Below are 26,670 nucleotides of genomic sequence, written 5' to 3'. Positions count from 1 at the left end.
TAACAATAATGCGAAAATTAATAACTGCTGCTTGATTTTTTAACGTCGTAACCCAGCGTGTTTAATAAATTTGCTAATAAGCTTGATGCACCAAAACGGAAGTGGCGGCTATCAGCCCAATTGTCACCTAAAATTCGGCCTGCTAATGCTAAGTAATCAGCAGCTTCTTCAGCAGTACGTACACCACCGGCAGGTTTGAAACCAACGGTTTTTGCAACACCCATATCACTGATGACTTGCATCATGATTTCTGCGCTTTCTAATGTTGCATTAACAGGAACTTTACCTGTTGAGGTTTTGATAAAATCAGCACCCGCTTTAATTGAAATTTCAGACGCTTTACGAATCAACGCTGCATCTTTTAATTCGCCGGTTTCAATGATCACTTTCAGTAATACATTGGCAGCAGCACACGCGTCTTTACACGCTTTCACTAAATCAAAACCGATTTGTTCATTACCTGCGAGCAGCGCACGGTATGGGAATACCACGTCAACTTCATCCGCACCATAAGCGATAGCCGCTTTGGTTTCTGCTAATGCGATGTCAATATCATCATTACCGTGTGGGAAGTTGGTTACGGTCGCGATGCGAACGTCAGGCGTGCCTTGCTCACGCAGTGTTTTGCGCGCAATTGGAATGAAACGAGGGTAGATACAAATTGCCGCTGTGTTACCCGCAGGGCTTTTGGCTTGATGGCATAATGCGATCACTTTTGCATCAGTGTCGTCATCATTTAATGTGGTTAAATCCATCAGGGTCAGCGCGCGTTGTGCGGCTGCTTTTAAATCAGTCATATAACTCTCCAACGTTATTAATTCTTCAGAACGACACGTTCTTTGTTGGCGAGCGGGCTTGGTTCCTTAAAGATGCCAGCCGGATGCGTCCGAGCTGAGCAGCTGAGTTCCTTCTCACCGCACGATGCCCTAGAGTCACTTGACTCTGAGAACTAGCAGTTCCATTAGCAGCTTACTAGTGTCTATTTGACCATGGAACAGCGTCATTTTATGTGCTACAAATCACATTAATCGACTGAATGTTACATTATTAAATATAATTATGTGAATCAGATCTCATTATACCTGATCTGCATGTTAATTTATTCACTCAAATCGCTTTTCTTACCATAGACAATCATTAATTGACTAAGTTAAGAATAGTTGAAATTTTGCCGTTGAATATAAAAGATAGCAAATGAATATAACCGATAAAAATAAAAGCGAAAGAGCAACGCCCTTCCGCTTCTATTGTGAACAGGTTTGATAAACCCGCCTAAAATTCTACATCATGCTTTTATGCTAACGCAGTGGCACCCAAGGTCAAGAAGAAACCAGCAATAGTCGCGCTCATTAAATTAGATAATGTCCCCGCCATGACAGCTTTCATACCAAGGCGTGCAACATCGCCACGACGATTTGGTGCCATGCCGCCTAAGCCACCAAGCAAAATGGCCACGGATGATAAGTTCGCGAAGCCACACAATGCGAATGAAATAATCGCTTTAGTGTGGTCAGACAGCACTTGCTTACCAGCCGCAATCACCTCAGCATCCGCCTTCATGTATTCACCGAAATTCATAAATGCAACGAATTCATTCACAACTAATTTCTGACCAATGAACGAGCCCGCAATAGTCGCCTCACTCCATGGCACGCCAATTAAGTAAGCAATCGGTGCAAACAACCAACCTAATAACAGCTCAAGAGACAACTGAGGGTAATCAAACCAACCACCGATACCGCCTAAAATACCGTTAATTAATGCAATCAATGCAATGAAAGCTAATAACATCGCACCCACGTTTAGAGCTAATTGCATACCCGATGAAGCACCTGCTGCTGCGGCATCAATAATATTTGCAGGGCGCTCATCTTCGGCAACTAAATCAGTTGCGTTTACTCTGTCACGTACATCTTCTGTTTCAGGTACCATCAATTTTGCGAATAACAGACCACCCGGTGCCGCCATAAATGATGCCGCAATCAGGTATTCCATTGGCACACCCATTTGTGCGTAACCCGCTAAGACAGAACCCGCCACTGACGCTAAGCCACCACACATAATCGCGAACAATTCAGAGGTGGTCATGGTTGCGATGTAAGGACGAACAACTAAAGGCGCTTCGGTTTGCCCAACGAAAATGTTCGCAGTCGCAGACAAGGACTCTGTTCTTGAGGTGCCAAGCACTTTCTGTAAGCCGCCGCCTAATACTTTAATCACCAACTGCATGATACCTAAGTAATAAAGTACAGCAATCAACGATGAAAAGAACACAATGATAGGCAGAACACGGAAAGCGAAAATAAAGCCGCCACCACCAAATAATTCAAACATTTTGTCGGACACTAAGCCGCCAAAAATAAAGCTCATGCCATCGTGGCCATAACCGATGATTTTAGAGACGCCATCAGACATCCCTTGCAGTACGCTGCGCCCAGCAGGTACATATAAAACTAATGCGCCAATCGCTAGCTGTAAAATAAAAGCACCACCCACAGTGCGAAGTCTTATCGCTCGGCGATTGCTCGAAAATAGGACAGCTATCGCGATGAGTACCGCCATTCCTATAATACTCATAATGAGTTGCATGGAAGGATCCCTGTTCACTTGATTCTAGGTTGATATATAAGGAAACGTGTAAGTCACCTTGTCTCTTTGTGGGATGATTATACCTAGTCATCATCAATAACCCGCAATATTCATCACAAATACGAGGTGCAAGAAACACTGAAAATTCAAATAATGTGATAAAAATCACAAAATCAAGTCAGTTTTATCTGGAAAGACGCTAAAGGTGTCATATGTCATGGTAAAAGCTGAATGGATTAAATCAGATGGGAAACAGATTTATATAAGCATTACTTATCGTTTAAACTGTTTTTACTTTGTCAGATTAAATAACGACAGGCTATTGTTGTAAAGTTGTTGGGTGATTTCTTCTGGAGATTCGTGGCGAAGCTCACAAAACGAACGAAAAATCCATTCAATACGCTCGGGTCGATTGGGCTCCCCCTGAAAGCCAGAAACAGGCATATCTGGCGCATCGGTTTCAAACACTAATGAGGTAAGTGGCAATTGCGACATCACATGGCGCGTTTTATTCGCCCGCTCATACGTTATCGTCCCTCCCACACCAATATAATAACCTAGTTTAACAAAGGCTTGTGCTTGAGATAGGCTCCCTGCGAAACCATGTACCACTCCGCGAGCAGGCACATCAATACGACGCAGTATCGCGGCTAGTGGGTCATGGGTTTTACGTGAATGCAAGATCACGGGTAAATCGAACTGTTTAGCCAGTTTGAGTTGCGCTATTAACAATTGCTGTTGGCGCTCAAATTGGGGATTGTGCATGTATAAATCGAGGCCAATTTCCCCCACCGCGACACACTTTTTATTTTTTTGCGCAAGATAGTCCACTAATACATCAAAGTGTGCGTCTTGATACTGACTGATATACAGGGGATGAAACCCCATCGCGGCATGCAATTGCGGGTATTGCTGCGCCAATTGCCACACGCGAGCAAAGTTATCTAAACTCACCGTTGGGATAACAATTTGTTCTACGCCACTTTGTTTTGCAAGATGCAGACTTTCAGTGAAATCGTCACTAAAAGGCGGAAAATCAAAATGGCAATGTGTATCAATAAATTGGGGTTTATCCATTACGATTTTCATTCACTGGCAATATGATTGAAGGCGCCTCGGCAAGCTCTGGTACAAGTTCTTCAGGCATTAATGCATTTTGCTCTGAAGGCTCAATGTCAATCTCAAGAGGATTGCGTTCTATCTTACGCGCCAAAGTTTGGCTGAAACTATTTTGGTTCTGACTAAACCCTGCACCAAGAGCAGCAATAAAGTAGCGCCCACAGCGCCGCCCTGTGTGATAGTCTTCATTTAACGAAGAGACTTTACTGCCTAGCGCACTGCTTTTTAGCGGAACAGGTGGATAAATTTCGAAAACCTGCACATCTTTAGGCGGGTTTTCAATAAATTCTTGTGTCTTGCGGTAGCTTTTCAGGTGTACTTTCAGCATCGCTGCCATACGTTGTAACCCGTTATTATCCCCTTCCAACCAGCGTGTCATTCTTTTTACCCATTCAGGGGTGAAATACATCTGGGAAGGTACGGTGCGGATCACGACAATAGTATCAGCCCCGCGTCGGTAGGCTTCTTCAACCGGAATTGCCGCGCTAATGCCGCCATCATGGTATCGCGTACCATCAAACTCAACCCCTTCGCGGTAAAAACCAGGGATTGCACTGGATGCGCGAATAATATCCAACCAAGTATCTGCATCAGGTTGTAAAAATTCAGCAGAAAAATCATCGCTGCGGCTAGCACCCATATAAAATTCACGGCCTGAATCCAACAAATCCAGCCCCGCTTCCATTCGTAAAGGAAATTCTTTTGCCGTGGTTTCTATCAGCCAGTCTAGGTCAATGAGGTGACCACCCCGGATAAAACGCAGTGGATTAAAAAACGCAGAATTGGTGGTATAGCGGGTGATCACACGGCGTGCATAACCTGCTTGCCCACAAATATAAGCAGATAAATTTTGCGCTCCTGCGGAGGTGCCAATCATTAAATCAAACGGATTAAAGTCAGAAATTAGAAACTCGTCCAGTACACCCGCTGTAAAAATCCCTCGCTGCCCGCCACCTTCACAAATCAGTGCGGTTTTCCCCGAGTTGATGTTATCTAAAAATGCGAGCGGCTCAATGGTGCCTAAAGTGACTGAAACGTGTTTTCCCATAATACCCCTGAATAACTTGAACGCTTTAATTGACTCAAAAACAGAATGAGCTTCCCTTTGAAAGCTCATCCTAGCGACATTGTACAATAAACGTTCAACAATTTGGGCTATTGAGACATTTATTTACAGATTAGTTCGCAAGCACCAATCCATTTTGCACTGATTTCACGCCATTAACGCGGGAAGCAACTTGCGTAATTTTATCGATTTGATCCGCAGATTTCACGAAACCAGAAAGGTAGACCACACCGTTAACGGTTTTTACCGATACGCTATTACTAGAAATTCCCTTGGTACCGAGTAGCTTACCTTTTACATCCGCAGTAATTGCTGAATCATCAATGTATTCGCCTGTGTTTTTAGCGCCGCTAGAAATCGCATTACCTGTATCTTTACCTGCCATTTCAACGGTTTTTGCCGCACTGTCCCACGTTTCAGAGGCTTGTTTTTTCAGCGCGCCGTCTGATGATGAGCTGCATGCAGTGAGTGCAAAGCTCAGTCCAATAGCAGTTAAACTACTTAATAGTATTGCCTTTTTCATAAGAACCTTCCTTTCACTGTGGTAGACGAGTCAACGTTACTAGCCTAAGTAAAAAAACGGAAAAAATAAAGAGCCCCAAAGGCAAAGACAGAATATTCTTGATGAAATAGTTTTAAAGACAGGGAAAGGCTCTTAAAAAGAGCATTAAGAAGAGACAACCCGCTACCTCATAATGAAATAGCGGGTTAAAAACAAGATTAGTGTTCGCGCGTTTTACGGAACCGAACGTCTGGGTAACGTTCGCTGGTCAAATTGAGATTCACCATCGTTGGGGCGATATACGATAAGTTATCACCACCATCAAGGGCTAAGTTTTGCTCATTTTTGCGCTTAAACTCTTCGAATTTCTTCGCATCATCGCACTCAACCCAACGTGCCGTAGAAACGTTAACCGCCTCGTAAATGGCTTCAACGTTGTATTCGCTCTTCAGACGCGAAACCACCACATCAAACTGTAGCACACCCACCGCACCCACGATTAAATCGTTGTTAGTCAATGGACGGAACACCTGCACCGCACCTTCTTCAGATAACTGAACCAGCCCTTTTAGTAGCTGTTTTTGCTTCAGTGGGTCACGTAAACGAATACGACGGAACAGTTCTGGTGCAAAGTTCGGAATACCGGTAAATTTCAGTTCTTCACCTTGTGTGAACGTATCACCAATTTGGATGGTTCCATGGTTGTGCAGACCAATGATGTCCCCTGCGTAGGCGTTTTCAACCTGAGAACGATCCCCCGCCATAAAGGTTAATGCATCGGAAATCACCACGTCTTTTTTGATACGAACTTGACGTAACTTCATGCCTTTTTCGTAGGTACCTGACACAATTCTCATGAACGCAACACGGTCACGGTGTTTCGGGTCCATATTGGCTTGAATTTTAAAGACAAAGCCAGTGAATTTTTCTTCGGTGGCTTCAACTTCACGCACGTCAGTTTTGCGAGCTTGCGGCGCTGGCGCCCACTCCACTAAACCATCTAGCATGTGGTCAACACCAAAGTTACCTAATGCAGTACCGAAGAAAACAGGCGTCAGCTCGCCTTCTAAGAACGCATCATGGTCAAATTCATGTGAAGCACCTTGAACCAGTTCTAATTCATCACGTAATTGAGCCGCCAGTTCATCACCCACTGCCGCATCCAAGTCAGGATTATTTAACCCTTTGATAATGCGGACTTCTTGGATTGTATGACCTTGACCTGTTTGATAAAGGATAGTTTCGTCACGCAGTAAATGATAAACACCTTTGAATAATTTACCGCAACCAATAGGCCAAGTGATTGGGCAACAAGCGATTTTCAGCTCATTTTCCACTTCATCCAGCAGCTCCATTGGGTCACGAATATCACGGTCAAGTTTATTCATGAAAGTTAAGATTGGCGTATCGCGCAGACGGGTAACTTCCATCAATTTACGGGTACGATCCTCAACCCCTTTACCGGAGTCGATGACCATCAAACAGCAGTCAACCGCGGTTAACGTACGATATGTATCTTCCGAGAAGTCTTCGTGCCCCGGGGTATCGAGTAAGTTAACTAAGCAATCATTGTACGGAAACTGCATCACAGACGTGGTGATCGAAATACCACGTTGTTTTTCCATTTCCATCCAGTCGGATTTTGCATGTTGATTTGAGCCACGGCCTTTTACTGTACCTGCACGTTGAATAGCGTGCCCAAACAGCAATACTTTTTCTGTAATCGTGGTTTTACCCGCATCGGGGTGAGAGATGATAGCAAACGTTCTACGCGTGCTAACTTCCTGTAGAAAATTCTGATCTGTCATTTAACCGTTCTTTTCGTCTGAATACAGATTTATAGCGGCACGCGCCTTGGCTCAATGTGGCACTTTGCGGTGCAAATCCGTGTTGTTAAACATAATTGGCGGATATTTTCGCAGATCTTGGGGGTATTAACAATCAAAGCATCGAGGTACAGTGAAAACAATACCCCGACGCAACGTAGAAATGGCTAAAATAACCAACATATTATGCCAAAATCAATTGAGTGATTTCATCGCCTAATGCCTGAGTACTCGCATTTCCGCCCATATCACGCGTCAAATGGCGACGCTCTTTAATCGCCGTTTCCACCGCAGCCATAATGCTGTCGTGCATTTCAGGGCAACCTAAGTGTTGCATCATCATCGCTGCCGCCCAAATCGTACCAATTGGGTTGGCAATATTTTGCCCTGCAATATCTGGGGCTGAGCCATGTACAGGCTCAAACATGGATGGAAACTCTTTTTCTGGGTTGATATTGGCAGATGGTGCAATCGCAATGGTTCCCGTACAAGCTGGGCCTAAATCAGACAAAATATCACCAAATAAATTTGACCCCACAATCACATCGTAAAATTCAGGCATGCGCACTAAATTTGCTGCAAAAATATCAATGTGGAATTGATCAACTTTAATCTCTGGGTAGGACTTCGCCATTTGCGCTACACGGCTATCCCAATACGGCATGGAGTGGAATAATCCGTTAGATTTAGTGGCAGAGCTTAGGTGTTTTTTCTCACGAGTTTGCGCTAATTCAAACGCATATTTTAAAATACGGTCTGTGCCTTTACGGGTAAAAATGCTTTGTTGCAGCACCATTTCATCTTCCGTGCCTTCATATTGAATCCCGCCAATGGCGGAATATTCCCCTTCCACGTTTTCACGCACCACATAAAAATCAATATCCCCCGGTTTTTTATCTGCTAGTGGGCATTTAATCCCTTCAAATAAACGAACTGGGCGCAGGTTAACATATTGGTTAAATGCCCGGCGGATAGGCAATAGTAAGCCCCATAACGAAATATGGTCAGGTACACCGGGGAAGCCTACCGCACCAAGAAAAATTGCATCAAACTTTTTCAATTGTTCTAAGCCATCTTCTGGCATCATGCGCCCAGTGCGGTGATAGGTTTCACATGACCAATCGAAATGTGTAAAATTGAGTTTTACATTGTGTTTACTCGCAGCGGCTTCTAAAACTTTTAACCCTTCTGGGATCACTTCCGTACCAATACCATCCCCCGGAATAACCGCTATATTGAATTGTGACATGGTGAAAACCTCTGATAAATGAATTAGGTGTGTTTTTCTCCAGTTTAGGGATTGCTGTGATAAAGTATAGGCATGAACTGTAATCCTTAGGTTTACAAACTATGAACAAGCTCCCTGCGTTAGAGGACATTCGCGTTTTTGTCACCGTCGCCCGCTTAATGAGTTTCTCTCAAGCGGCAGCGCAGCTATTGGTTTCACCAGCATATATTTCTAAGCGGATCAAGCTGTTGGAAGAAAACCTAGGGCAAACGCTGTTTTTTCGAAGTGCTCGTTCGATTAAACTCACCCATGAAGGGCAAATTATTCTGCGCAGTAGCGAGTTGATGTTAGCTGAACTTGAGCACATGCAAGAAGCGCTCAACGCGTGTCGTGAAGAAATCCGTGGTTCACTGCGGATCAGTTGCAGCACAGGGTTTGGCAGCACCTATATCAATCCGTTTATTCTATCACTCCGAGCTCAATACCCGTTATTGGCTATCGACCTCACATTGACGGATAAATCCGTCGATATTATCAATGAAAACATTGATGTGGATATCTGTATCGGCGGGACTATCTCGGATCAGTTTATTGCCAAACGGATTGCAGAAAACCAGCGTATACTCTGCGCTGCGCCCAGTTACTTAGAAAAAAATGGCTCCCCGAAATACCCGCAAGAACTTGAGCAAAAACATTTTTGTATTGCTATTAAAGAGCGCAACCAAGCCCCCGCAGTGTGGAAACTAGCGCAAAACCAAGAGAATATGACCGTTACTCCGAACAGTAAACTCACGGTGAATAATGGTGAAGTCGCAAAACAGTGGTGTTTAAGCGGGGAGGGCATTTTATTGCGCTCATTATGGAGCGTCTTACCCGAATTAGAATCGGGACAGCTCGTGCGCGTCCTCCCAGAATGGTACCAAACCGCCGATGTTTATGCCGTTTATTCGAGAAGTATTCGAACAAGTGCTAACCTTAGAGTTTTCATTGAAAACCTCGAACAGTACCTTACAACCCATTTGCAAAATGGATTTATGGCAAAACCTTCAGTAAAGGTAGATAGCAATTGATGACAGAAACAGAGACATTCAAAGAACGTTTATTAACGCTGCTCAAACAAAAGAAAATGAGCCAACTTAAGGCCGCACAAGCCCTTGGTGTCTCCCGAACCGCCGTCAATAAATGGACAAAAGGCGGTATGATTGACGAAGACAACCTTGATAAGCTCGCTACATTACTGGATGTCGATAAAATTTGGTTAAAATACGGCGAATACACCAATAACCAAATCACCGTCACCAATGCAGGTGTCATGCGCAACATCAACGAAGTGCATCTGCAAGAGTCTGCCGATATCGTGACGTGGGAATGGGATTTACTCACTGGCGAATTAAACTACTCAGATAACGTAGAAGCCGTTTATGGCATTAAAATCACGACCAACGAAGATTTCTGGACATTAATGGCGCCTGAATCCAAAGAAAAATTGGTGAATGGTTACTCAAAGATCATTCGCGAAGGCGGTGCCCATGAGATGGATTTTAAAATTAACTGGGAAGGCGAATACCGTTGGATCACCTCCCGCGCAACTGGCGTTAAAGGCCCTAATGGCAAAGTGACTAAATTGGTTGGGATTAGCCTTGATAATACCGAGCGTAAAAATAATGAATTAAGTCTGCGAAAAACCAAATGCTACTTTGATGTTTTACTCGCCCACTTCAACCATTTAGTTGTTTTCACCGATAAAGCGGGAGAAATTCTCGCCAGTAATTTACACAGCCAATCCACTGAAATTGACTACCTCGAACTGCAACGTTTATTGTACCAACTTGTCATTAACCACAAAACTTGGCTAGAAGACGTGTGCCAAGCAGGCCGCGGGCAAATTGTTTTTCAAGATAAGCAAATCACTGCATATCAACATTTTAATGATGAAAACCAACCGTTTTTGATGTTTGAACTCAAGCAAGCTTAATGATTTACCCCACATATTGCAGTGGGGTGAGCAGTTTATAAATCAAGCACTAACCGTTTGCTTTTCGCCCGGGAAACACACAGCATCATGGTTTTTTGTTCTGCTTTTTCATCATCATCTAAGTAATGGTCACGGTGATCTGCCTCACCTTCAAGGATCGCCGTTTCACAGGTTCCACAAACCCCATTGCGGCACAAACATTCCACATTAATGCGCTTATCGGCCTCAATCACCTGTAAAATAGACATATCTTTGCCAACGTCTAAACTAAAGCCTGAACGCTGAAAGTAAACTTCGAAAGAATCCCCTTCACTGGCGACCTCGCCAAAGTTTTCAAAATGGACGTGTGATTCTCCAAGATGTTGATTCCCTTTTTCAATCACCTCATTAATTAATGATTGCGGGCCGCACACATATACATGGCTTGATGGGTGCTGAGACTGAATCAACGCCTCGACAAGCATCCTCTGACCTTGGCTACCATCATAAAGGTGCAAACGAGAGCCGATACGTTCTTGTAAGTGTTCGATAAACGCAGCGGTTTTCGCATCGCGAAAGCAATAATGCAACTCGAAGTCCATGCCGCCTTGCTCTAATTCATACAAGTAAGACAAAAACGGTGTGATGCCTATCCCCCCCGCAATTAGCAAGTGCTTACACTGGCTATCTTGTTCAAGGGAAAAGAAATTTTGAGCAGGTGAAAGATGGATACAATCCCCCACAGACAGCTGCTCATGCATAAATGCCGATCCACCTTTCGAGTTTTCATCACGCAAAACTGAAATGCAGTAACTGCCACTGTGTTTTGGGTCGCTAATCAGAGAATAAGCACGCTGTAACCCCGTTTGCTCCCCCATATGCACAGTAACATGACTGCCTGCACTAAAAGGCAAGAAACTGCCCTCTTGGGCGACAAACTCAAACATTTTAATCGTTGAGCTAACCTGTTCGATTCGGCTGACATTCACTGCAATTTTTTCTTGGCTCATCACCGTTTCCCTCTTTTTAGCCAATATCTAAGCACAGGTATTTGATACTTAAGTAATCTTCGATGCCATATCGAGACCCTTCTTTTCCTAGCCCCGATTGCTTAACCCCACCGAATGGCGCCACTTCATTAGAAATCAACCCTGTGTTGATCCCCACCATGCCACTTTGCAGTTTTTCAGCAACACGATAGACACGGTTCACATCACGGGAGAAAAAGTAAGCCGCTAGCCCATAAATGGTATTGTTTGCTCGCGTAATAACTTCATTTTCATCCGTAAAGCGGATCAGCGTTGCAATCGGACCAAAGATTTCTTCATGTACGATATCCATTGAATCATCAACATCCACCAGCACTTTTGGATTGAAAAAATGACCTTGCTCTTTGATTTCATTACCCAAAACCAGCTGCTTTGCACCCTTTGCCAATGCGTCTTGCAATAGTGCATTCATGCCATCAATAGCTCGAGTGGTAATCATTGGCCCAATATCTGTACCAGCATCCACCCCATTCCCAACGTTCAATTTAGCGACTTCTGCAACAAACTTGGTCTTAAATTCGTCGAAAATAGCATCATGAAGGTAGAAACGGTTGACGCAAACACAGGTTTGCCCACCATTACGGAATTTCGCTTGAACTGCACTGGTCACCGCTTTATCAATATCAGCATCATCGAAGACAATAAACGGCGCATTTCCGCCAAGCTCTAGTGATGTTTTCTTGATGGTTGAGGCACATTGTTCCGATAACACTCGGCCGACTTGTGTTGAGCCCGTAAATGAAAACTTACTGATAAGCTCATGTTTTGTCAGCCTTTCACCTAAAATTCGAGAATCCCCAGTGATGACGTTAAATATCCCTGCTGGAATACCGGCTTCATCCGCCAGCTGCGCTAATGCGAGAGCAGTAAAAGGTGTTTCTGTCGCGGGTTTAATAATAATGCTGCACCCTGCCGCCAAAGCAGGAGCCGCCTTGCGCGTGATCATCGCCGCTGGGAAATTCCACGGGGTGATAGCGCTACAGACACCTATCGGCTGTTTTATCGTTGAAATACGGTTACTGCCAACAGTTTGCGGAATGGTTTCCCCATACACGCGCTTACCTTCCTCCGCAAACCATTCAATAAAAGAAGCCGCATAGCGGATTTCTCCTTTGGCTTCATGCAGCGGCTTGCCTTGTTCAAGGGTCATGATAAGGCCGAGATCGTCGACATTGGCCTCGATCAGCTCAAACCAACGGCGCAAAATGATTGAACGAGCCTTCGCGGTCAGTTGTTTCCAACCTTCCATTGCACGGTGAGCCTGCTCAATTGCCTCATCCACTTGTGCTGCCGTTAGGCTGGGAATATTTCCCAGCACAGATTGGTCAGCAGGGTTAGTCACAGGAATTTTTTTATCTGAATCAACCCATTGCCCGTTGATATAACAAGACTGGCGAAAAAGCGTCGGGTGAGTGACTGTCTGCATGTGTGACGGCTCCTTTGGTGATTATTTAAAAATTATTCAGTGTGTGCGCCAGCAACAATTTTGTGGAAATGCGCCACACCGTGCTCGCTGATCCCACTACGTTGCCTATCCGCCATAATACGGCCTTGGCCACGGTAGCCACGGGATCTCAGCCCTTTTTGAACACTTTCAACTAAGCGTAAATCTTCTGGGCGGAACACTGTGCGATACCATTCCACTAAGTTTTTCTGATATTCAGTCAGCTCTTCATTGAGGAAATAAATATCATAGTGCTGCAAAGTCTCCCCTGCGTTCACTGGGAATTCATAAATAACGGTCATGAAATCCCCACCCGGCGGCATGTTGAACATGGTGCTTGGCCAAATCCAAAAACCAAAGAAGCGCGGGTCTAAAACTGACTCATCAAACTGATAAGAAGACTCAGACGGTTTGGCTTTACCAATTTGCACCGTCCAATTATCCAGAAGTTGGTGCTCGTAAACATTCACATCCACAGAACTGGCGAAGCTAACGTGGTTTGTTGGGCAGTGATAACATTCAATATAGTTATCAACGATTGTTTTCCAGTTGGCTGGCGTATGGCTAACAAAACGCGCCGCCAGTTTTAAATCGCCGATCACTGCACAAGCTTCTTGCATTTTTTCCGCAAGACCCGGTAATTGTTCTTCAATTGGCTGCGGCTCACCCACTGTCATATTCACATAAATAAATCCAGCATGTTCAATCACATGGAAGCTGCTCAGTGACATCGCATCAGACTCAAAATTATTCACGTTTTCACAGTTTGTCGCATGGGCTAGTTGGCCATCGAGCTTGAACGCCCACGCATGGTAAGGGCAGGTAATCACATTTTTAACTTTACCACTGTCACCGCTAATTAATTGGTGTCCGCGGTGAGGGCATACGTTATAAAAGCCCCGTAGAACATCGTCACGGCCACGCACAATGACTAAGCTTTCGCCAATTAATTCACGGGTGATATAGGCATTTTTTTCTTTAACCTCACTAATATGGGCAACGCAAACCCATGAGTTAGCAAAGATTTTTTCTTTTTCATATTCAAAAACATCATTAGACGTGTAATAACGTGCAGGAATTGTCCATGCGTTATCAATATCAAGGTGATCATTAATCGAAATGACTTTTGCTGCATTGCTCATAATTGCCCTCACTTATGTAAACTTATAGTTAACATCTTTTTTGTGGATGTTAACGAAGATCGCATAAATGATCAAACAAAATATTGTGTAAAATTAAAACAAAAACGATTAATCATTTTAAATCAAAAGATTAAATTAAAAATAATTAATTTTAATGTTAATCTTTGGTTAATTACTTGTTGACTACACAATCTTTGCATGGCTATTCTCTGTAAACCTAAAGTAACCATTATTAGCTGTACCCTTAAAAAACAAACAGGCATTCCCTGCAAGCCAACTCTCATAAAAGACAAAAAATAAGTGAGCAACTGGAGAAGAGGTATGATGAATCATAAGAAATCTGTATTTTACGTGTCGTTAGCCATTAGTTTGGCTATCATCAGTGTGGGCGCGTTTATTCCAGACAAACTGGAAGCATTTTCACATTCTGCTCTTAGCTTTATCTATAACAACCTAGGCTGGTTCATTCTGGGCTCTGTTTTTATCTTTTTTAGTTTCTGTATGTTCCTTGGTTTTTCTAAATTCGGTCATATCCGTCTTGGTGATGACAGCGATCGACCGGAATACAGCACGGTGACATGGATTGCCATGTTATTCAGTGCGTCTATCGGTATTAGCTTGATGTTCTGGGGTGTTGCTGAGCCAGTCTCTTACTATATCAGCCCACCGATTGGCCAAGGCTCAACAGAGCAATCCGCAAAAGCGGCTATGCAATATGTCTACCTTCATTGGGGTGTATCGGCATGGGCGTGCTATGCGTTAGTCGGCGTTGCTCTCGGTTATTTTCAATTTAGAAAAAAACTACCATCTTCACTCAGTTCAGTGTTTTACCCACTAATTGGCGACAGGATCTACGGAACGATTGGTAAATTGATCAACGTATTAGTGATCTTATCCGTTGTTATCGGGATCGCCACCTCATTAGGCTTTGGTACACTTCAAGTTAACAGTGGAATGAATTACTTATGGGGACTGCCCATTAGTATTTATGTTCAGATTGGCATTATTGTGCTGGTTACGGTTGTGTACATCACATCAACCATTTCAGGGTTACAAGGGGCGATTAAACATCTATCCAATCTTAATATCATCCTCGCATTAGCATTGATGGCATTTACCTTTATCTCTGGCCCAACGCAAACCATTTTGAAAGTGTTATTCCAAGGTATTGGCGATTACGTGCAAAACTTTGTCAGTATGTCATTTCGTACCGAGCCTTATAACGATGGCACTTGGATTGCTAACTGGACACTGTTTTACTTCGGCTGGTGGATTGCTTGGGCACCATTAGTAGGGAGTTTTGTTGCGCGTATTTCAAAAGGCCGAACCATTAAAGAATTTATGATTGGTGCAGTATTTATTCCAGTATTAAGTGCATTTGCATGGTTTGCCGTGATGGGCGGTTCTGCTATTCACTTAATTCAAAATTTAGGGCAAACCGCACTCGCTGACGCAGTAAAAACCGATGTAACATCAGCGCTATTTAAATTCTTAGATTATTTTCCTGCATCCACTTTCATCAGTGTGCTTGCTATTGCATTGGTGTTGATCTTCTTTATTACTTCTGCAAACTCTGCGGTGTTTGTATTGGGAATGGTCAGTGAAAATGGTAACCCGAACCCGTCTCACATCACCAAAACCATTTGGGGTGTTGTGATTGCTGCGATTGCTGCTGTGCTCATCATGACGGGAGGGTTATCCGGTTTACAATCGGCGTTAGTTGCCATGGCAGTCCCTCTTTCCATGATGATGCTAGTCATGTGTTATTCCACCTATAAAGGTCTAAATGAAGAAGTGAATGCACAGGCCGCAGCCAAAAAACAGATAAAAGAACCTCTTTCTATTACTAATGAATCAGTATTACCAGAACCCGAGAAGTAATTAGTAAGTGAATTAATAATGTCTCAATAACAAAAACCCCAGAACATTTGCCATGTGCTGGGGTTTTTTACTCGCTTTCAGGCGCAATTATTCGGAGCCAAACAGTGTGAGCGCTAAAACTAATGCGTCTTCTCGACCTTTCTTAGCAGGGTAATAATCTTTTCGTACAGTGACCTCATGAAACCCGAGCTTTTCATACAAATGCAATGCAGAGGAGTTTGATTCTCGAACTTCTAGCCAAAGCGTCATAATACCTTTATTAATTAGCTCACTAATCAACTGTTCTAACAATAAACGCCCATATCCCCTGCCTTGAAAATCAGGGTGAATAGCGATATTAAATAAGGTTGCTTCATCAAGAACACATTGTGTTATTGCATAACCAACAATCTGATTATTAACAGAAATTTTTAGGTTATGATACTTTTCCCCTTGATTCCCATAAAAAACCCGCTCAGTCCATGGAAAATCATGGCTTAGCTTCTCAATTAAGAAGGCTGTAGCAAGGTCAGATTGCTTTAGTGTTGAAATTTTCATCATATTGATAAATTTGTTTCCATAGTGCCTGTTTGGCGCTGATACTCGTCATAAGTTCAGACAAAACAGGTGAAAAGTACGTCATTTTTGAACCTTCTGGGTGGACTTCCCCCCCCAGAACCCAACAAGGAATTGTTATTGGCGTTGGGATTAAATTCAGCTGCTCAGAATTTATGCAAACGACGTCATCTTGCGCAATTTGCATTGAGAGGAAAATATCTTTTAACAGCTGGCTATTTAAATCAAGGTTCTCATCAGTAATAATAATAAGCTTAGTCGACGCTGGGATCCTGACACCACGTTCACCACGTAACACAGCCGGATTTCTCACCATCCATTGAGTGATCCCCATTTGTTCTAAAAGCCTGTCACGTCGTGTCATTTGTTTTTCCAGTCGCAATTTTACAACCCCATCTTATCAAAGGGGATTAATAGCGCCAACAGAGCAATGCGATTTCTCGCATTTCTGGTATGGTGTTAGCAGTTTTTATCATTTTAGGAGATTGACAGAATATGTCATTACTGACACCGGCCAGTGAAGTTATCCAGCGCCATCTTGAGCATTTTACGGATCGTCATGTCATTTTGGCTGGTGACATTCAGGATGAATTGGCTGCCACTCTCGAAGCCGCAAGCGTTCGCGTCGTAACCAATCAATACCACCGTTGGAAAAACCTACAGCCATTAATGGGCGAAATGGTTTTATTTTCAACCACAACACCCGCTGAATTTATCCAACCTTGCGATACGTTGATTTACTTCTGGCAAAAAAATAAACAAGAAGCGTGCTTCCAACTGGACGACCTGTGCACTCATCTTGCTGCGGGTAGCCAAATTTTTGTTGTCGGTGAAAACCGCAGTGGCGTCAAAAGTGCAGAATCCATCATGGAAGGCATCGCAACCTTGCAAAAAATCGACTCAGCCCGCCGTTGTGGTTTGTATTATGGTGAATTAGAACAACCAACGACCTTTGATATTGCACGTTGGTGGCGTCACTATGATCTTGATACTGTTAGAGTTAACGCACTTCCTGGCGTGTTTAGCCATAATGAGCTGGATATTGGCAGTGATTTACTGCTTTCGACATTAACAGAACCAATGAAGGGCGATGTTCTCGACCTCGCTTGCGGTAATGGCGTTCTTGCAACTGTTATTGGAACGCAAAACCCGGATGTTAAGCTAACATTAAGCGATGTTAGTGCTTCTGCATTAGATTCCGCAGCATCCACACTTGAGGCCAACAAGCTCACGGGTACAGTGGTTGCAAGTGATGCTTACTCCGATATTCACGACAAATTCGATTGGATTATCTCTAACCCACCTTTCCATGATGGGCTAAATACCAGTTACAATGCCGTTGAAAACATGATTTACCAAGCACCTAAGTTCCTGAAAAAAGGCGGCCGCTTACGTATCGTTGCCAATGCGTTCTTGCCTTACCCTGACTTATTAGATAAAGCCTTTGGCAGCCATGAAGTGCTGGCAAAAACGGGTAAATTCAAGGTTTACCAAGCCACAAAACGCTAATGATAAGCTGTATTTTCGTACAATTTAACGGTCAGCCTAATGTGCTGGCCGTTTTTTAATCAAACAAAAAATTGATGATTAAAAAAATATTGACGTCCGCTAAAATTAGCCTAAAATCCGCTGCGTATTATCGTTGTAAGAAAAGTTAGATTTGGCATTGCGAGGGTGGCGGAATTGGTAGACGCGCTAGCTTCAGGTGTTAGTGTCCTATGGACGTGGGGGTTCAAGTCCCCCCTTTCGCACCACTAACTTTCAAATAAAACACGGTAATTCAGCATTGACGAAACAGTATTGCGAGGGTGGCGGAATTGGTAGACGCGCTAGCTTCAGGTGTTAGTGTCCTTCGGACGTGGGGGTTCAAGTCCCCCCTTTCGCACCACTGGTCAGTGAATGTTATTCCTCTAGCAACCTTGCACATATCCTTCTTAAACGTCCTCTGGTTACATTCAACTCAATGAGTGCTTTCGCTCATCAAGCTACCTTTGCAACACAAAAGCCATCAGAAAGCACAGCAATGAAACCACTGCTGGAATAATTAACAAGCGGCGAGAACCTCGATTAAATAACATCCCCGCTGTCGCGATCATCATGGTGATCATCACCACTTTTAGGTTATCAAACCCCATATTGCTGAGGACATAAGCAATGCTCAGCAATACCACGGCAAAAACCCCCCATAGACCTGCGCCTATACGCCGTAAACCTGCGGTTTTTGATATGCTAGTTGGCATCGTGACCTCAACAATCTTAAATGATAATGATTATCAATCATATCTAATTTTTAGTGAATTTCAATCGTTTTTATTCAGAAACCACTTTAAATTAACATGCTTTTTACAAAATAGGTAACTTAAGAAAACCAATAAACAAAATGAATATCTTCAGGTTCAAGGGCAAACAGTTCAGGGTCAGGCGTTTCAATCAAGCCACATCCCATATATTGGTAAAAGTGCACCGTGTTTTCAGAGGGTGTTGCAGAGATATACAGGCCTTTTGCCCCTTTTTGCGTTGCAATGCCCACACATTGTTGGAATAACATCCCTGCAAGCCCCTTGCCTCGATCTGCATGGCTCACGTGCAAAAAGGACAGTTGCAGTAAATTCTTTTGCTCCCCTCGCCAAATATTATCCACGCTCGCAGCCGCAATGATTTTTCCTTCTTCAAAAACGCCCAGAAAAATCGCCCCTTGGTCATAACTGTCTAATAAATGAGGGGTATAGGCCTCTGGTTCGCCTTCTGGCCAACCTTTCATATCAAAGCGCTGCTTCGAAAGCACCAGTTTGCCCTCTTGATGTAAATAAAGGTGTTCAATTAATTCAGTGCGATCGATTGACCAAACAGAAGGAATTTCATCCCGTTGTAGTTTGCGGATTTCTCTCATGACCTTGTTCTCATTATCTGCACCAATATAAGTGCGCTTTATTGTTATCAGGTGAATTTGTGCCCCACGATAACGGATAAAAAAACAAGTTCAACAATTTCAGTAAGTCGTTAAGGCAAGGTTGAAATAAAGGCGAGAAATTAAATAGAAATGGAGACGCAAAAATAAAAATTCCCCACAACATCCGTATTGTGGAGAATTTACACTACAGGGTTGGTTTATTGCTTCAGTCCCATTGCATCACGCATGGTAAAGAACAAATCGGTTTGGTCAGTCAGACCCATCACGTTCGCAGCATGTGGACCATAAGCTGCTACACGTAGCTGAGCACCTGTATGCTCTTGTGAATCATCTTCTTCAGAGTTACCGTAATTCACCACCATCACAGAACCGTCTTTGGTAATCAACGCTTGGGTCAAACCCGTTGATTTCGTACCTTCAGGAATGATTTGACTTGAATGTGAATGGTCAGCCGTGACGATAACTAAGGTATCACCATGTTTTTTCGCGAAATCTAAGCCTACTTGTACCGCTTGGTCAAGGGCAACTGTTTCACCAATTTGGCCACATGGGTTGGCTTTGTGATCCTGTTTATCGATAGACGCACTTTCAACCTGTAAGAAGAAACCATTTGGGTTAACTTCTAATAGATCGATGGCCTTTTGTGTCATTTGGGCTAACGTTGGCGCGTTTGGATCTAATTTCGGATTTGGTTTACACTCCAGTGGCGCATTGTTGATGTTGCCATAATGCACGGCTTTCGGGCCTTCCCACGCGACGGTCATGTTGCCATCGTGGAATAATCCAAGCACAGGTTTGTCTTGGTTCGCCACTTTCACATCGTTCAGCGACTGTGCATCACGTACGATGGTGTAACCACGTTCAACAGCTTGTTGTTCAAGCGTTTTACCTTTGTAGTCACCCGCTTTCGCTTCTTGTTTGAAGCTCTTCGCACCACCGCCTAATGTAACATCTGCGCGGGTCACCAGTAACTGTTCAGAAATTGAACCACGACCGCCATTTTCAAGGGCATTGGTTCCACATTTTTCTGAGGTTTCTTCTGGGCCGTAACATTTACGTGCAGTCACGTGGGAGAATTGTGCCGCTGGCGTTGCATCTTGAATTTCAGAGGTCGTCACGTTACCTGTCGCTTTACCGTTACGTTTAGCAATTTCAATTAAGGTTTCGTGGTCTTTACCGAACACATCAATCCCTAACGCGCCGTTATAGGTTTTCACACCAGAAGACCATGCCGTTGCGGATGCCGCTGAATCTGTGACGTAATCAGGTTTTTGCGTCTTTTTATCTAACGCATAATGCGTATATTGGCCTGTAATTGGCAATGCATCGATACCTTTAAAGAAGCCAGAAGCCCCTTCAGCGTAGTTACGTGCAACGGTGATTTCTGAATCGCCCATCCCATCACCAATAAATAAAATCACGTTTTTCGCTTTGCCATTATGCAGTGCGGCTTTCATGATATCCGTTTGCTCGGTCGCTAAGCGGCGTGCACCACCAAATTTGGTGATATCACCTTGCGCTGCGCGGTTTTCTGAAACCGCATCATTTTTATCCACCGCATAAGCCGGAAGGGTGCTACCTAACATTAATGTGCTGACTGTGACAGCTAAAAGGGATTTCATAAAATTACCAGTCATAACTGTTTTCCTTGCCAATCAATAATGAAAAAAGAGGAAGTATGCTTCAAATAATGACAGGCATGCTAAAGTAGCTAGATGACAGTTGAATGACGCTTTTGTGGCGAAATGAAGACGATTGTCATAAATGTGAAAAAAGCAGCGCATTATCCGCTGCTTTTCTATTGAAATTAATGCGCGATTACCACTGAGAAGTGAGCTGTTTAGAGCCTTCATATAATGTTTCACACCAAGAAACATAATCGTGCCCACTGGGTAATTCGATGGCATCAACGAAATAGCCTTTATGTTTCAATACTTCCAGTAACTGATAATGGTTTTGAATGATCCCGCCCCAACTTCCCCGTTGCTCAAATAACCCTGCTTCAAGGAAAAAACGAATAGGCTGCGGTGGCATTGTTTCTATTTCACTGATTAACCATTCAGGGTCTTGCCCTTTGGGTGCCCACCAATAAGACCCAGACATACTCAGAACATTGCCAAATATTTCAGGGTGTTGTAATGCATTCCATGTCGCCCCTAGTCCACCAAAACTTGAGCCTGCAATAATGGTATGTTCCGCTTTGGCACCAATGCCTTTTTTCGCCAATTGTGGCATTAATTCCTCCGCCAGCAATTGCGGGAAAAGCGCATTAGGGGGCAGCTCCTCACCCCGCTTATCAGCGCTAATGCTATCGACAAATACGATATTCATTGGCGGCAAATCTCCCTTATTCATCCAGCTATCAAAGAATTTCGCCATTTGGTAGGTATGAAGGTAAATTTGCCCATCTAAAAGCACCAATAAAGCAGGTTGTTTCATCGGCACATTTGGGCGGTACACGGTAATTTGCCGCTCGTTATTTAATATTTTGCTAGATAAGGTAAAGGTCTCTAACTGCCCTTTAATTTGATTTTTTTCAATGGCAGGAAATTGGCACTGACGAATATTGGGAGTCAATGATAGCAAGGAAAAACGGTTATATTTATCCGTTGAGGCAGAAGGAATACTTTGCGGATTATAAGGGTCAGCCTGTGCGGTGACTAAAATGGCTTTACGCTGGGCAAACCCGCCTTCTGGCACCGTTGGGATATCAGGGGCAATTTTATATTGGGTTAAAGTATCGGCTGGAATGATAAAAGAACGATACCAAATATCGGTTCCTTCTATTTGCGCCATCCTTTCATGGTTGCCTGAAGGTGCCCCAAGAATATACGCATTGGATTTTGCACCGCGCCATAAAAATGTGACCCGTTTTTGCCGACCGATGAGGTCTTCAATCAGCGGCGTTCCTTGTGCGGCAACCGCCTGCCAAAACGCCTTGGTATCGCCATGTTGATAATGTGCATCGAGCAGGCTTTGCAGCTTAGGGCTTATAGGCTCGTTATCTTTTTTAATCGCTAAAGGCAGATAATCGCTCACATTAAACTGGAGCTGCCATGGCCGCCCCGGAGAGCCTTGTAAATCAAGGTAATACACCCCATTTTTTGGAACGATATAATCCGCTGAATGGGATTCTTTGTCAGAACCATATGGCTGTAAGATACGGACAGGCTGCTTGTCAGCATTCAACAAAACAACTTGAGAGACCCCCTCACCGCGCTGCTTAATAAAATCTTGCTGCGAAGCCTCAAAATAAACGCAGCTATGGCCTTCGCTATCATGTACGCCTTCTACGGAAGAAAGCTCACCTAAACGAATGCAGTCCGATTGCGAGGCCATCGCTGCACAAGAGAACAGGATACAACCTAAAAGCGGCAAAGATTTCACATCTAATTCCAAGGAGTCAACTGATAATAATTATTACTATCAAAAAACCTTTTTAAACTCAATGGGTCGCGGTATGTTTTTCCATCAGTTGGTTAATCAACTGAAGAGTACTGAGTAACCGGTGCCGTTGTTTTTGGGATATTTTCAAATAACGCCTTGTTGCTGGAACGCGGCTGACCAGTTCCGATGCAGTAAAAGGTTCAATTTCACAACGCCAGTGACCCTGATTAAAGGTTATTTGGCATGAATTAAAATCTAATTCTTCCAGTGTTTCTCTAATAATTGGGTAGGCATTGAGCCAATCAATCACTTTTTGCCCATCAGGTTGCTTCGACACAAAATGAATGTGTTTTTTCCTCACGCTCCCGCGTGTTTTCACAACAATTTTTGCATGTAAATTTTCATCACAAAAACCTGACACTGCAAAACGACTGTATACAATAAACGCGAGAAATAATTTCCTAACGCGCTCAGTGACGTCGATAGTCAACGAGGGTTGCGGTTGGATAAGAAGCACTCCCGGTGCACCCCATTCACAAGGATAAGGCGCCATGTCCCGCTCAATGCGATTTAGCGTTAATCCAGCTTGGTAACCTGTTGGTAACCGTTTTTTCGTTAAGCCACCTAGACGCTGTAATAGCGAAGGTTTAGGCGAGGTGACGTAATGGCTCAAGTTGTACCTCCTCATGCTCTTCATCTCTAAATGAATTAGACAGAACAACTTCAACATCAACGGGTTTGAACGGATTGACCCTCTGGACAAACACCGTCCAAATTAGTGCGTAACCTGATGTTAAACCTAACATTATGGCAAACGGAATATACACATCCGACTTATTCATACCCGGCGGGGTGATATACACTATCGCTAAAATAATCCCCACACTGGAAATAATTTGCGGAATTGGGAAGAACGGTGAACGGTAAGCACGGTGTAAATCAGGGCGACGAATACGTAATAACACCACGGAAATAGTGACTAATAAATAGGCCGTACCCCAAGAACACACCGCTGCGAGTACTAATGGAATAATACGGTCAAGGTCGCCTTGGATAGCAAATGCATGCAAGCATGGGATCATCACGGCCACTAGAATGCCGAATACGGGTGTTTTAAAACGTGGATGCAAATATGTGAAGATGCGCGGCAATGCCCCATCCAGTGCCATGCCATATAAAATACGCGGTACAGCGGCCATCAGTGTATTAATGGTTGCCCCACCTGCTAATAACAGCGCAACACCAATCCAGTATTTACCAAATTCGCCCATGACACGCTCAGCAAACGCAGGGATTGCCATCGGTGTTTCCAGTAAACGCGTACCCGTTTGTGGGTCAACGACGACGTTTTCAACTTGGTTGGCTAACGCAGCCCCAAACAGCACCATGCATAAGGCTACGCAGAATAAACCGGTTGTCATGGCACGGGGGATCACTTTGGCCGAGTTTTTAATTTCTGGCGCCATTGGCGTCACCAATTCACAGCCCACAAACATAAACATCGCCATACCGACAAAGCTTAAAACCAGTGTCGGATCGGAGATATTTAGCTCCGCACCAAACCACCCTTCCATTGGTACGTTAAATGGCAGCATCAAGCCTGTAATACTAAAAATCACCAATGTAGACCACATGGCGAAAGTCAGCACCACTTCAACCTTACCAAACGCTTCAATACCGAAAGCATTTAAGATACCGAAAGTGACAACTAAGCCCACGCCAACCATCCACGATGAATTACTGGTTTCCAATACGGTATTCAGGTGCTCAAAGTTTACTAGCGCCATAATCCCCGACAGAATGGTTTCTGCGGTTCCCGCAAAAACGTGCACAATCAAATAGGCGGACAGCGCGCCTGTAATAGCCCAAAAGCGCCCCATTCCACAAGAAATATAGTCATACACTGAGCCAGAGGTGGGTAGGATCGCCGCGGCCTCAGAAAAGGTAGTCAGCTGCGCCTGCATCATAATAAAGCTCAGCAGCACCGCTAACGCAAAGGTATCGCCACCAATACCAAATCCACTGGTGACCGTTAAAATAACAGGGCTCGCCATAATTAAGCCCGCAGAACTCGCCAGCGTCGTTGGGAAACCAACTTTCCCCTTTTCGAGGTGTGACGACAATTTTGAGGATAGATTCATTTTGTTTCCCTCTTGCTCTCAATGCAGTCAAAAATGTGAATTTTTTGTAAAAATAGCGTGACTACATTGCCACTATAGAAAGAAGCACAAACCAGCCACCATCGTCCTAAAGAACGATACCCAGAGAGAGGGGGGGATTCTTGTAACTATCCGAAAAGTACCAAGAAAATCAGTAGGAATAAAAATATACGCTTGAATATCAATATATAACAATCATTTTAGTCATTAATATATTAATAATAATTTGACAAAAGATACCAAATCCTAATAAATCAAGACCAAGCCACTTTTTATCAGTTTTAAATACTGTTATCGACCTCACGTTATTAACATGTTTATTTTATGTTAACAATAATAAGGCGCATGATAATTACCTGACTCACTATGGAAGGTAATCAAATGAGCCCACCTCAATTTAGCGACCACCAGCAAACATTAATTGATTGTTGCCTAAATACTATCGCGCACATTATTCCGATTTCTGCGTCAGTATATTACCTTGTCAACGACCACTGGCAGCCTGACAACTATGTGTTACATGGGATCCCCGCTCAAATGCATCGCGATTATCTGGCTTATTTTCACCAGCTCGATCCACTCCACCCCGATAAATTTCGTGGAGATGATCTACGATTGGTGAGAATGGATCCTGAAGTCCGCCAGCAAAATCAGACTTTCTTTCATGATTTTATGCAGCCAAATAACCTAACCGATATGGCTGAGATTTTTATTCGCCGGAAAAATAAAATTATTGCGGGGATTTCGGTATTGCGGGATAGCCCATTTTCTCAACACGAGATTATGCGGTTAAACGCTATTTTACCTGTCGCCGAGTTGATGACGTTTGATATCCTGCCAGATTCGTTGGTGTCCTACACACCAAAAGAACAGGAAATCATACATTTAGTGCGTGAAGGTGCGAGTAACAAGCGCATCGCATTGTTATTGGGCGTGTCATTATCCACAGTCAAAACTCATCTGCGTAATATATTCACCAAAGCCAATGTTACTAACCGAACTGAACTTGTATCGTCAGGGTTTATTATTCGCCAGGAAAAGTTTTAATTAACTAGCGGCCACCCGCCGCATCAATAATCGAGCCCGTCACATAGGATGAGGCATCACTCAGCAGCCATGAAATAATTTCAGCAATCTCTTCAGGCTCGCCGCCTCTTTTCAGTGGTAACTGTGCCGCAACCCGATCAACCCGCCCCGCCTCACCGCCATCTTGGTGCATTTGTGTATAAATATAGCCGGGACGAACGCCATTTACGCGTATCCCTAACTCAGCTAACTCTAATGATAGTCCCTTAGTAATGGAGTCTACTGCGCCTTTTGACGCAGCATAATCGATATATTCTCCAGGCGCACCTAAACGTGCTGCCGCTGACGAAACATTCACAATCGCTTTTTTATCAAAGTGGTTAAAATGGCGGGCCAGTTGGATAAACTCACGGCAGCAGATCAATAACCCAGTGACATTTGTGGCCAGAACCGTATTAATTCGCTGTGCTGTTAACGCCTCTGTTTTGCATTGCTGAAATAAAATACCCGCATTGTTGACTAAGTAGTGCAAGTCACCATGTTGCTGCTTAATGGTCTCGAACAACTTAACAACCTCACTTTCACTACTTATGTCACACGCTAATGCATACGCAAGGCCACCAAATGCCTGAATCTGTGCGATCACCTCTTTTGCCGCCTGATGATCACTTTTATAGTTAATGAGTACTCGCATACCAAGCTGTGCAAGCTGTATTGCAGTTGCACGACCAATACCTCGGCTTCCGCCGGTGATCAATACTGTTTTCATATCATGACCTAGCTCAACAATAATAGATTGCTATCATAGCCATAATTTTCATGTCAAGACGAC

General features: G+C 43.7%; 24 protein-coding genes and 2 tRNA genes. 7 read left to right on the top strand and 19 right to left on the bottom strand.

Annotated elements, in window-relative coordinates:
* Window positions 1-17: 17 nt before the first annotated feature.
* The 7 genes from deoC to AC4IFT_RS03130 all read right to left on the bottom strand — a co-directional run bounded on the left by deoC (window position 18) and on the right by AC4IFT_RS03130 (window position 8,351).
* Window positions 18-797: a deoxyribose-phosphate aldolase gene (deoC, locus tag AC4IFT_RS03160; RefSeq protein ID WP_490731581.1), complete on the bottom strand. Its 780-nt coding sequence runs from the start codon at window positions 795-797 to the stop codon at window positions 18-20.
* A 496-nt stretch (window positions 798-1,293) separates the two neighbouring features.
* Window positions 1,294-2,577 (bottom strand): NupC/NupG family nucleoside CNT transporter, encoded by a 1,284-nt coding sequence (locus AC4IFT_RS03155; protein WP_490732044.1) that lies wholly within the window; start codon window positions 2,575-2,577, stop codon window positions 1,294-1,296.
* 303 nt (window positions 2,578-2,880) lie between these two features.
* On the bottom strand, window positions 2,881-3,666 hold the full coding sequence (locus tag AC4IFT_RS03150; RefSeq protein ID WP_490750614.1) for a TatD family hydrolase: 786 nt from the start codon (window positions 3,664-3,666) through the stop codon (window positions 2,881-2,883).
* Entirely contained in the window at window positions 3,659-4,756 is a 1,098-nt protein-coding gene (locus AC4IFT_RS03145) for a patatin-like phospholipase family protein (protein ID WP_490731577.1), read from the bottom strand. Before AC4IFT_RS03145 ends, AC4IFT_RS03150 begins: the two co-directional genes overlap by 8 nt.
* Window positions 4,757-4,886: 130 nt before the next feature.
* Window positions 4,887-5,297, bottom strand: a complete 411-nt coding sequence (locus tag AC4IFT_RS03140; protein ID WP_490731575.1) for a BON domain-containing protein — start codon at window positions 5,295-5,297, stop codon at window positions 4,887-4,889.
* A gap of 197 nt (window positions 5,298-5,494) precedes the next feature.
* The gene (prfC, locus tag AC4IFT_RS03135; protein ID WP_490731573.1) at window positions 5,495-7,084 is read right to left on the bottom strand and encodes a peptide chain release factor 3; all 1,590 of its coding nucleotides are present in this window, start codon (window positions 7,082-7,084) and stop codon (window positions 5,495-5,497) included.
* Between the two features lie 202 nt (window positions 7,085-7,286).
* Window positions 7,287-8,351 carry a tartrate dehydrogenase gene (locus tag AC4IFT_RS03130; RefSeq protein ID WP_490731571.1) on the bottom strand — a complete coding sequence of 355 codons (1,065 nt, stop codon included), beginning with the start codon at window positions 8,349-8,351 and terminating at the stop codon, window positions 7,287-7,289.
* A gap of 101 nt (window positions 8,352-8,452) precedes the next feature.
* Between AC4IFT_RS03130 and AC4IFT_RS03125 the strand changes: the two genes are divergently transcribed.
* Both AC4IFT_RS03125 and AC4IFT_RS03120 read left to right on the top strand, forming a co-directional pair.
* Window positions 8,453-9,400: a LysR substrate-binding domain-containing protein gene (locus AC4IFT_RS03125; protein WP_490731569.1), complete on the top strand. Its 948-nt coding sequence runs from the start codon at window positions 8,453-8,455 to the stop codon at window positions 9,398-9,400.
* Complete coding sequence (locus AC4IFT_RS03120; protein WP_490731567.1) at window positions 9,400-10,305, top strand: helix-turn-helix domain-containing protein; 906 nt, start codon at window positions 9,400-9,402, stop codon at window positions 10,303-10,305. Before AC4IFT_RS03125 ends, AC4IFT_RS03120 begins: the two co-directional genes overlap by 1 nt.
* Window positions 10,306-10,340: 35 nt before the next feature.
* Here the strand turns inward: AC4IFT_RS03120 and AC4IFT_RS03115 are convergent, their stop codons facing one another.
* Genes AC4IFT_RS03115 through AC4IFT_RS03105 form a run of 3 tightly spaced genes read right to left on the bottom strand, consistent with a single transcriptional unit; the run spans window position 10,341 to window position 13,919 of the window.
* Window positions 10,341-11,294, bottom strand: coding sequence for a PDR/VanB family oxidoreductase (locus AC4IFT_RS03115; protein ID WP_490731565.1), 954 nt, complete (start codon window positions 11,292-11,294; stop codon window positions 10,341-10,343).
* Between the two features lie 16 nt (window positions 11,295-11,310).
* A complete protein-coding gene (locus AC4IFT_RS03110; protein ID WP_490750613.1) occupies window positions 11,311-12,759 on the bottom strand; it encodes an NAD-dependent succinate-semialdehyde dehydrogenase in 1,449 nt (482 codons plus the stop codon).
* A 32-nt stretch (window positions 12,760-12,791) separates the two neighbouring features.
* Window positions 12,792-13,919, bottom strand: a complete 1,128-nt coding sequence (locus AC4IFT_RS03105; protein WP_490731561.1) for an aromatic ring-hydroxylating oxygenase subunit alpha — start codon at window positions 13,917-13,919, stop codon at window positions 12,792-12,794.
* 321 nt (window positions 13,920-14,240) lie between these two features.
* Between AC4IFT_RS03105 and AC4IFT_RS03100 the strand changes: the two genes are divergently transcribed.
* Complete coding sequence (locus tag AC4IFT_RS03100; protein ID WP_490750612.1) at window positions 14,241-15,800, top strand: BCCT family transporter; 1,560 nt, start codon at window positions 14,241-14,243, stop codon at window positions 15,798-15,800.
* Window positions 15,801-15,887: 87 nt separating this feature from the next.
* Here the strand turns inward: AC4IFT_RS03100 and rimI are convergent, their stop codons facing one another.
* Both rimI and AC4IFT_RS03090 read right to left on the bottom strand, forming a co-directional pair.
* The gene (gene rimI, locus AC4IFT_RS03095; RefSeq protein ID WP_490750611.1) at window positions 15,888-16,340 is read right to left on the bottom strand and encodes a ribosomal protein S18-alanine N-acetyltransferase; all 453 of its coding nucleotides are present in this window, start codon (window positions 16,338-16,340) and stop codon (window positions 15,888-15,890) included.
* Window positions 16,309-16,719 carry a DNA polymerase III subunit psi gene (locus AC4IFT_RS03090; protein ID WP_219245631.1) on the bottom strand — a complete coding sequence of 137 codons (411 nt, stop codon included), beginning with the start codon at window positions 16,717-16,719 and terminating at the stop codon, window positions 16,309-16,311. Before AC4IFT_RS03090 ends, rimI begins: the two co-directional genes overlap by 32 nt.
* A gap of 131 nt (window positions 16,720-16,850) precedes the next feature.
* Between AC4IFT_RS03090 and rsmC the strand changes: the two genes are divergently transcribed.
* The 3 genes from rsmC (at window position 16,851) to AC4IFT_RS03075 (ending at window position 18,243) form a co-directional block, all read left to right on the top strand.
* Window positions 16,851-17,864 (top strand): 16S rRNA (guanine(1207)-N(2))-methyltransferase RsmC, encoded by a 1,014-nt coding sequence (gene rsmC / locus AC4IFT_RS03085; RefSeq protein WP_490731554.1) that lies wholly within the window; start codon window positions 16,851-16,853, stop codon window positions 17,862-17,864.
* 159 nt (window positions 17,865-18,023) lie between these two features.
* Window positions 18,024-18,109 (top strand) — tRNA-Leu (locus AC4IFT_RS03080).
* Between the two features lie 48 nt (window positions 18,110-18,157).
* A tRNA-Leu gene (locus AC4IFT_RS03075) sits at window positions 18,158-18,243 on the top strand.
* A 97-nt stretch (window positions 18,244-18,340) separates the two neighbouring features.
* On the opposite strand, the gene AC4IFT_RS03070 is transcribed toward AC4IFT_RS03075, so the two are convergent.
* The 6 genes from AC4IFT_RS03070 to AC4IFT_RS03045 form a co-directional block, all read right to left on the bottom strand.
* A complete protein-coding gene (locus AC4IFT_RS03070) occupies window positions 18,341-18,595 on the bottom strand; it encodes a DUF1435 family protein (RefSeq protein WP_353244289.1) in 255 nt (84 codons plus the stop codon).
* A 119-nt stretch (window positions 18,596-18,714) separates the two neighbouring features.
* Complete coding sequence (locus tag AC4IFT_RS03065; RefSeq protein WP_490750610.1) at window positions 18,715-19,245, bottom strand: GNAT family N-acetyltransferase; 531 nt, start codon at window positions 19,243-19,245, stop codon at window positions 18,715-18,717.
* 218 nt (window positions 19,246-19,463) lie between these two features.
* Window positions 19,464-20,903, bottom strand: a complete 1,440-nt coding sequence (gene phoA, locus AC4IFT_RS03060) for an alkaline phosphatase (RefSeq protein ID WP_490731549.1) — start codon at window positions 20,901-20,903, stop codon at window positions 19,464-19,466.
* A 181-nt stretch (window positions 20,904-21,084) separates the two neighbouring features.
* On the bottom strand, window positions 21,085-22,653 hold the full coding sequence (locus AC4IFT_RS03055; protein WP_490750609.1) for an alpha/beta hydrolase-fold protein: 1,569 nt from the start codon (window positions 22,651-22,653) through the stop codon (window positions 21,085-21,087).
* Between the two features lie 58 nt (window positions 22,654-22,711).
* Window positions 22,712-23,326, bottom strand: a complete 615-nt coding sequence (locus AC4IFT_RS03050; RefSeq protein ID WP_490731545.1) for a DUF3156 family protein — start codon at window positions 23,324-23,326, stop codon at window positions 22,712-22,714.
* Complete coding sequence (locus tag AC4IFT_RS03045) at window positions 23,301-24,794, bottom strand: APC family permease (protein ID WP_490731543.1); 1,494 nt, start codon at window positions 24,792-24,794, stop codon at window positions 23,301-23,303. The genes AC4IFT_RS03050 and AC4IFT_RS03045 overlap by 26 nt, the downstream gene beginning before the upstream one ends.
* A gap of 399 nt (window positions 24,795-25,193) precedes the next feature.
* Between AC4IFT_RS03045 and AC4IFT_RS03040 the strand changes: the two genes are divergently transcribed.
* Window positions 25,194-25,859 carry a helix-turn-helix transcriptional regulator gene (locus AC4IFT_RS03040; protein ID WP_490750608.1) on the top strand — a complete coding sequence of 222 codons (666 nt, stop codon included), beginning with the start codon at window positions 25,194-25,196 and terminating at the stop codon, window positions 25,857-25,859.
* 4 nt (window positions 25,860-25,863) lie between these two features.
* On the opposite strand, the gene AC4IFT_RS03035 is transcribed toward AC4IFT_RS03040, so the two are convergent.
* Window positions 25,864-26,607, bottom strand: a complete 744-nt coding sequence (locus AC4IFT_RS03035) for an SDR family oxidoreductase (RefSeq protein ID WP_490731539.1) — start codon at window positions 26,605-26,607, stop codon at window positions 25,864-25,866.
* Window positions 26,608-26,670: the final 63 nt, after the last annotated feature.

The sequence above is a fragment of the Providencia sp. UF-183 genome (genome assembly GCF_058246155.1).
Note: the sequence above shows the minus strand (reverse complement) of the source record. Positions and strands in the feature narration are given on the sequence as shown.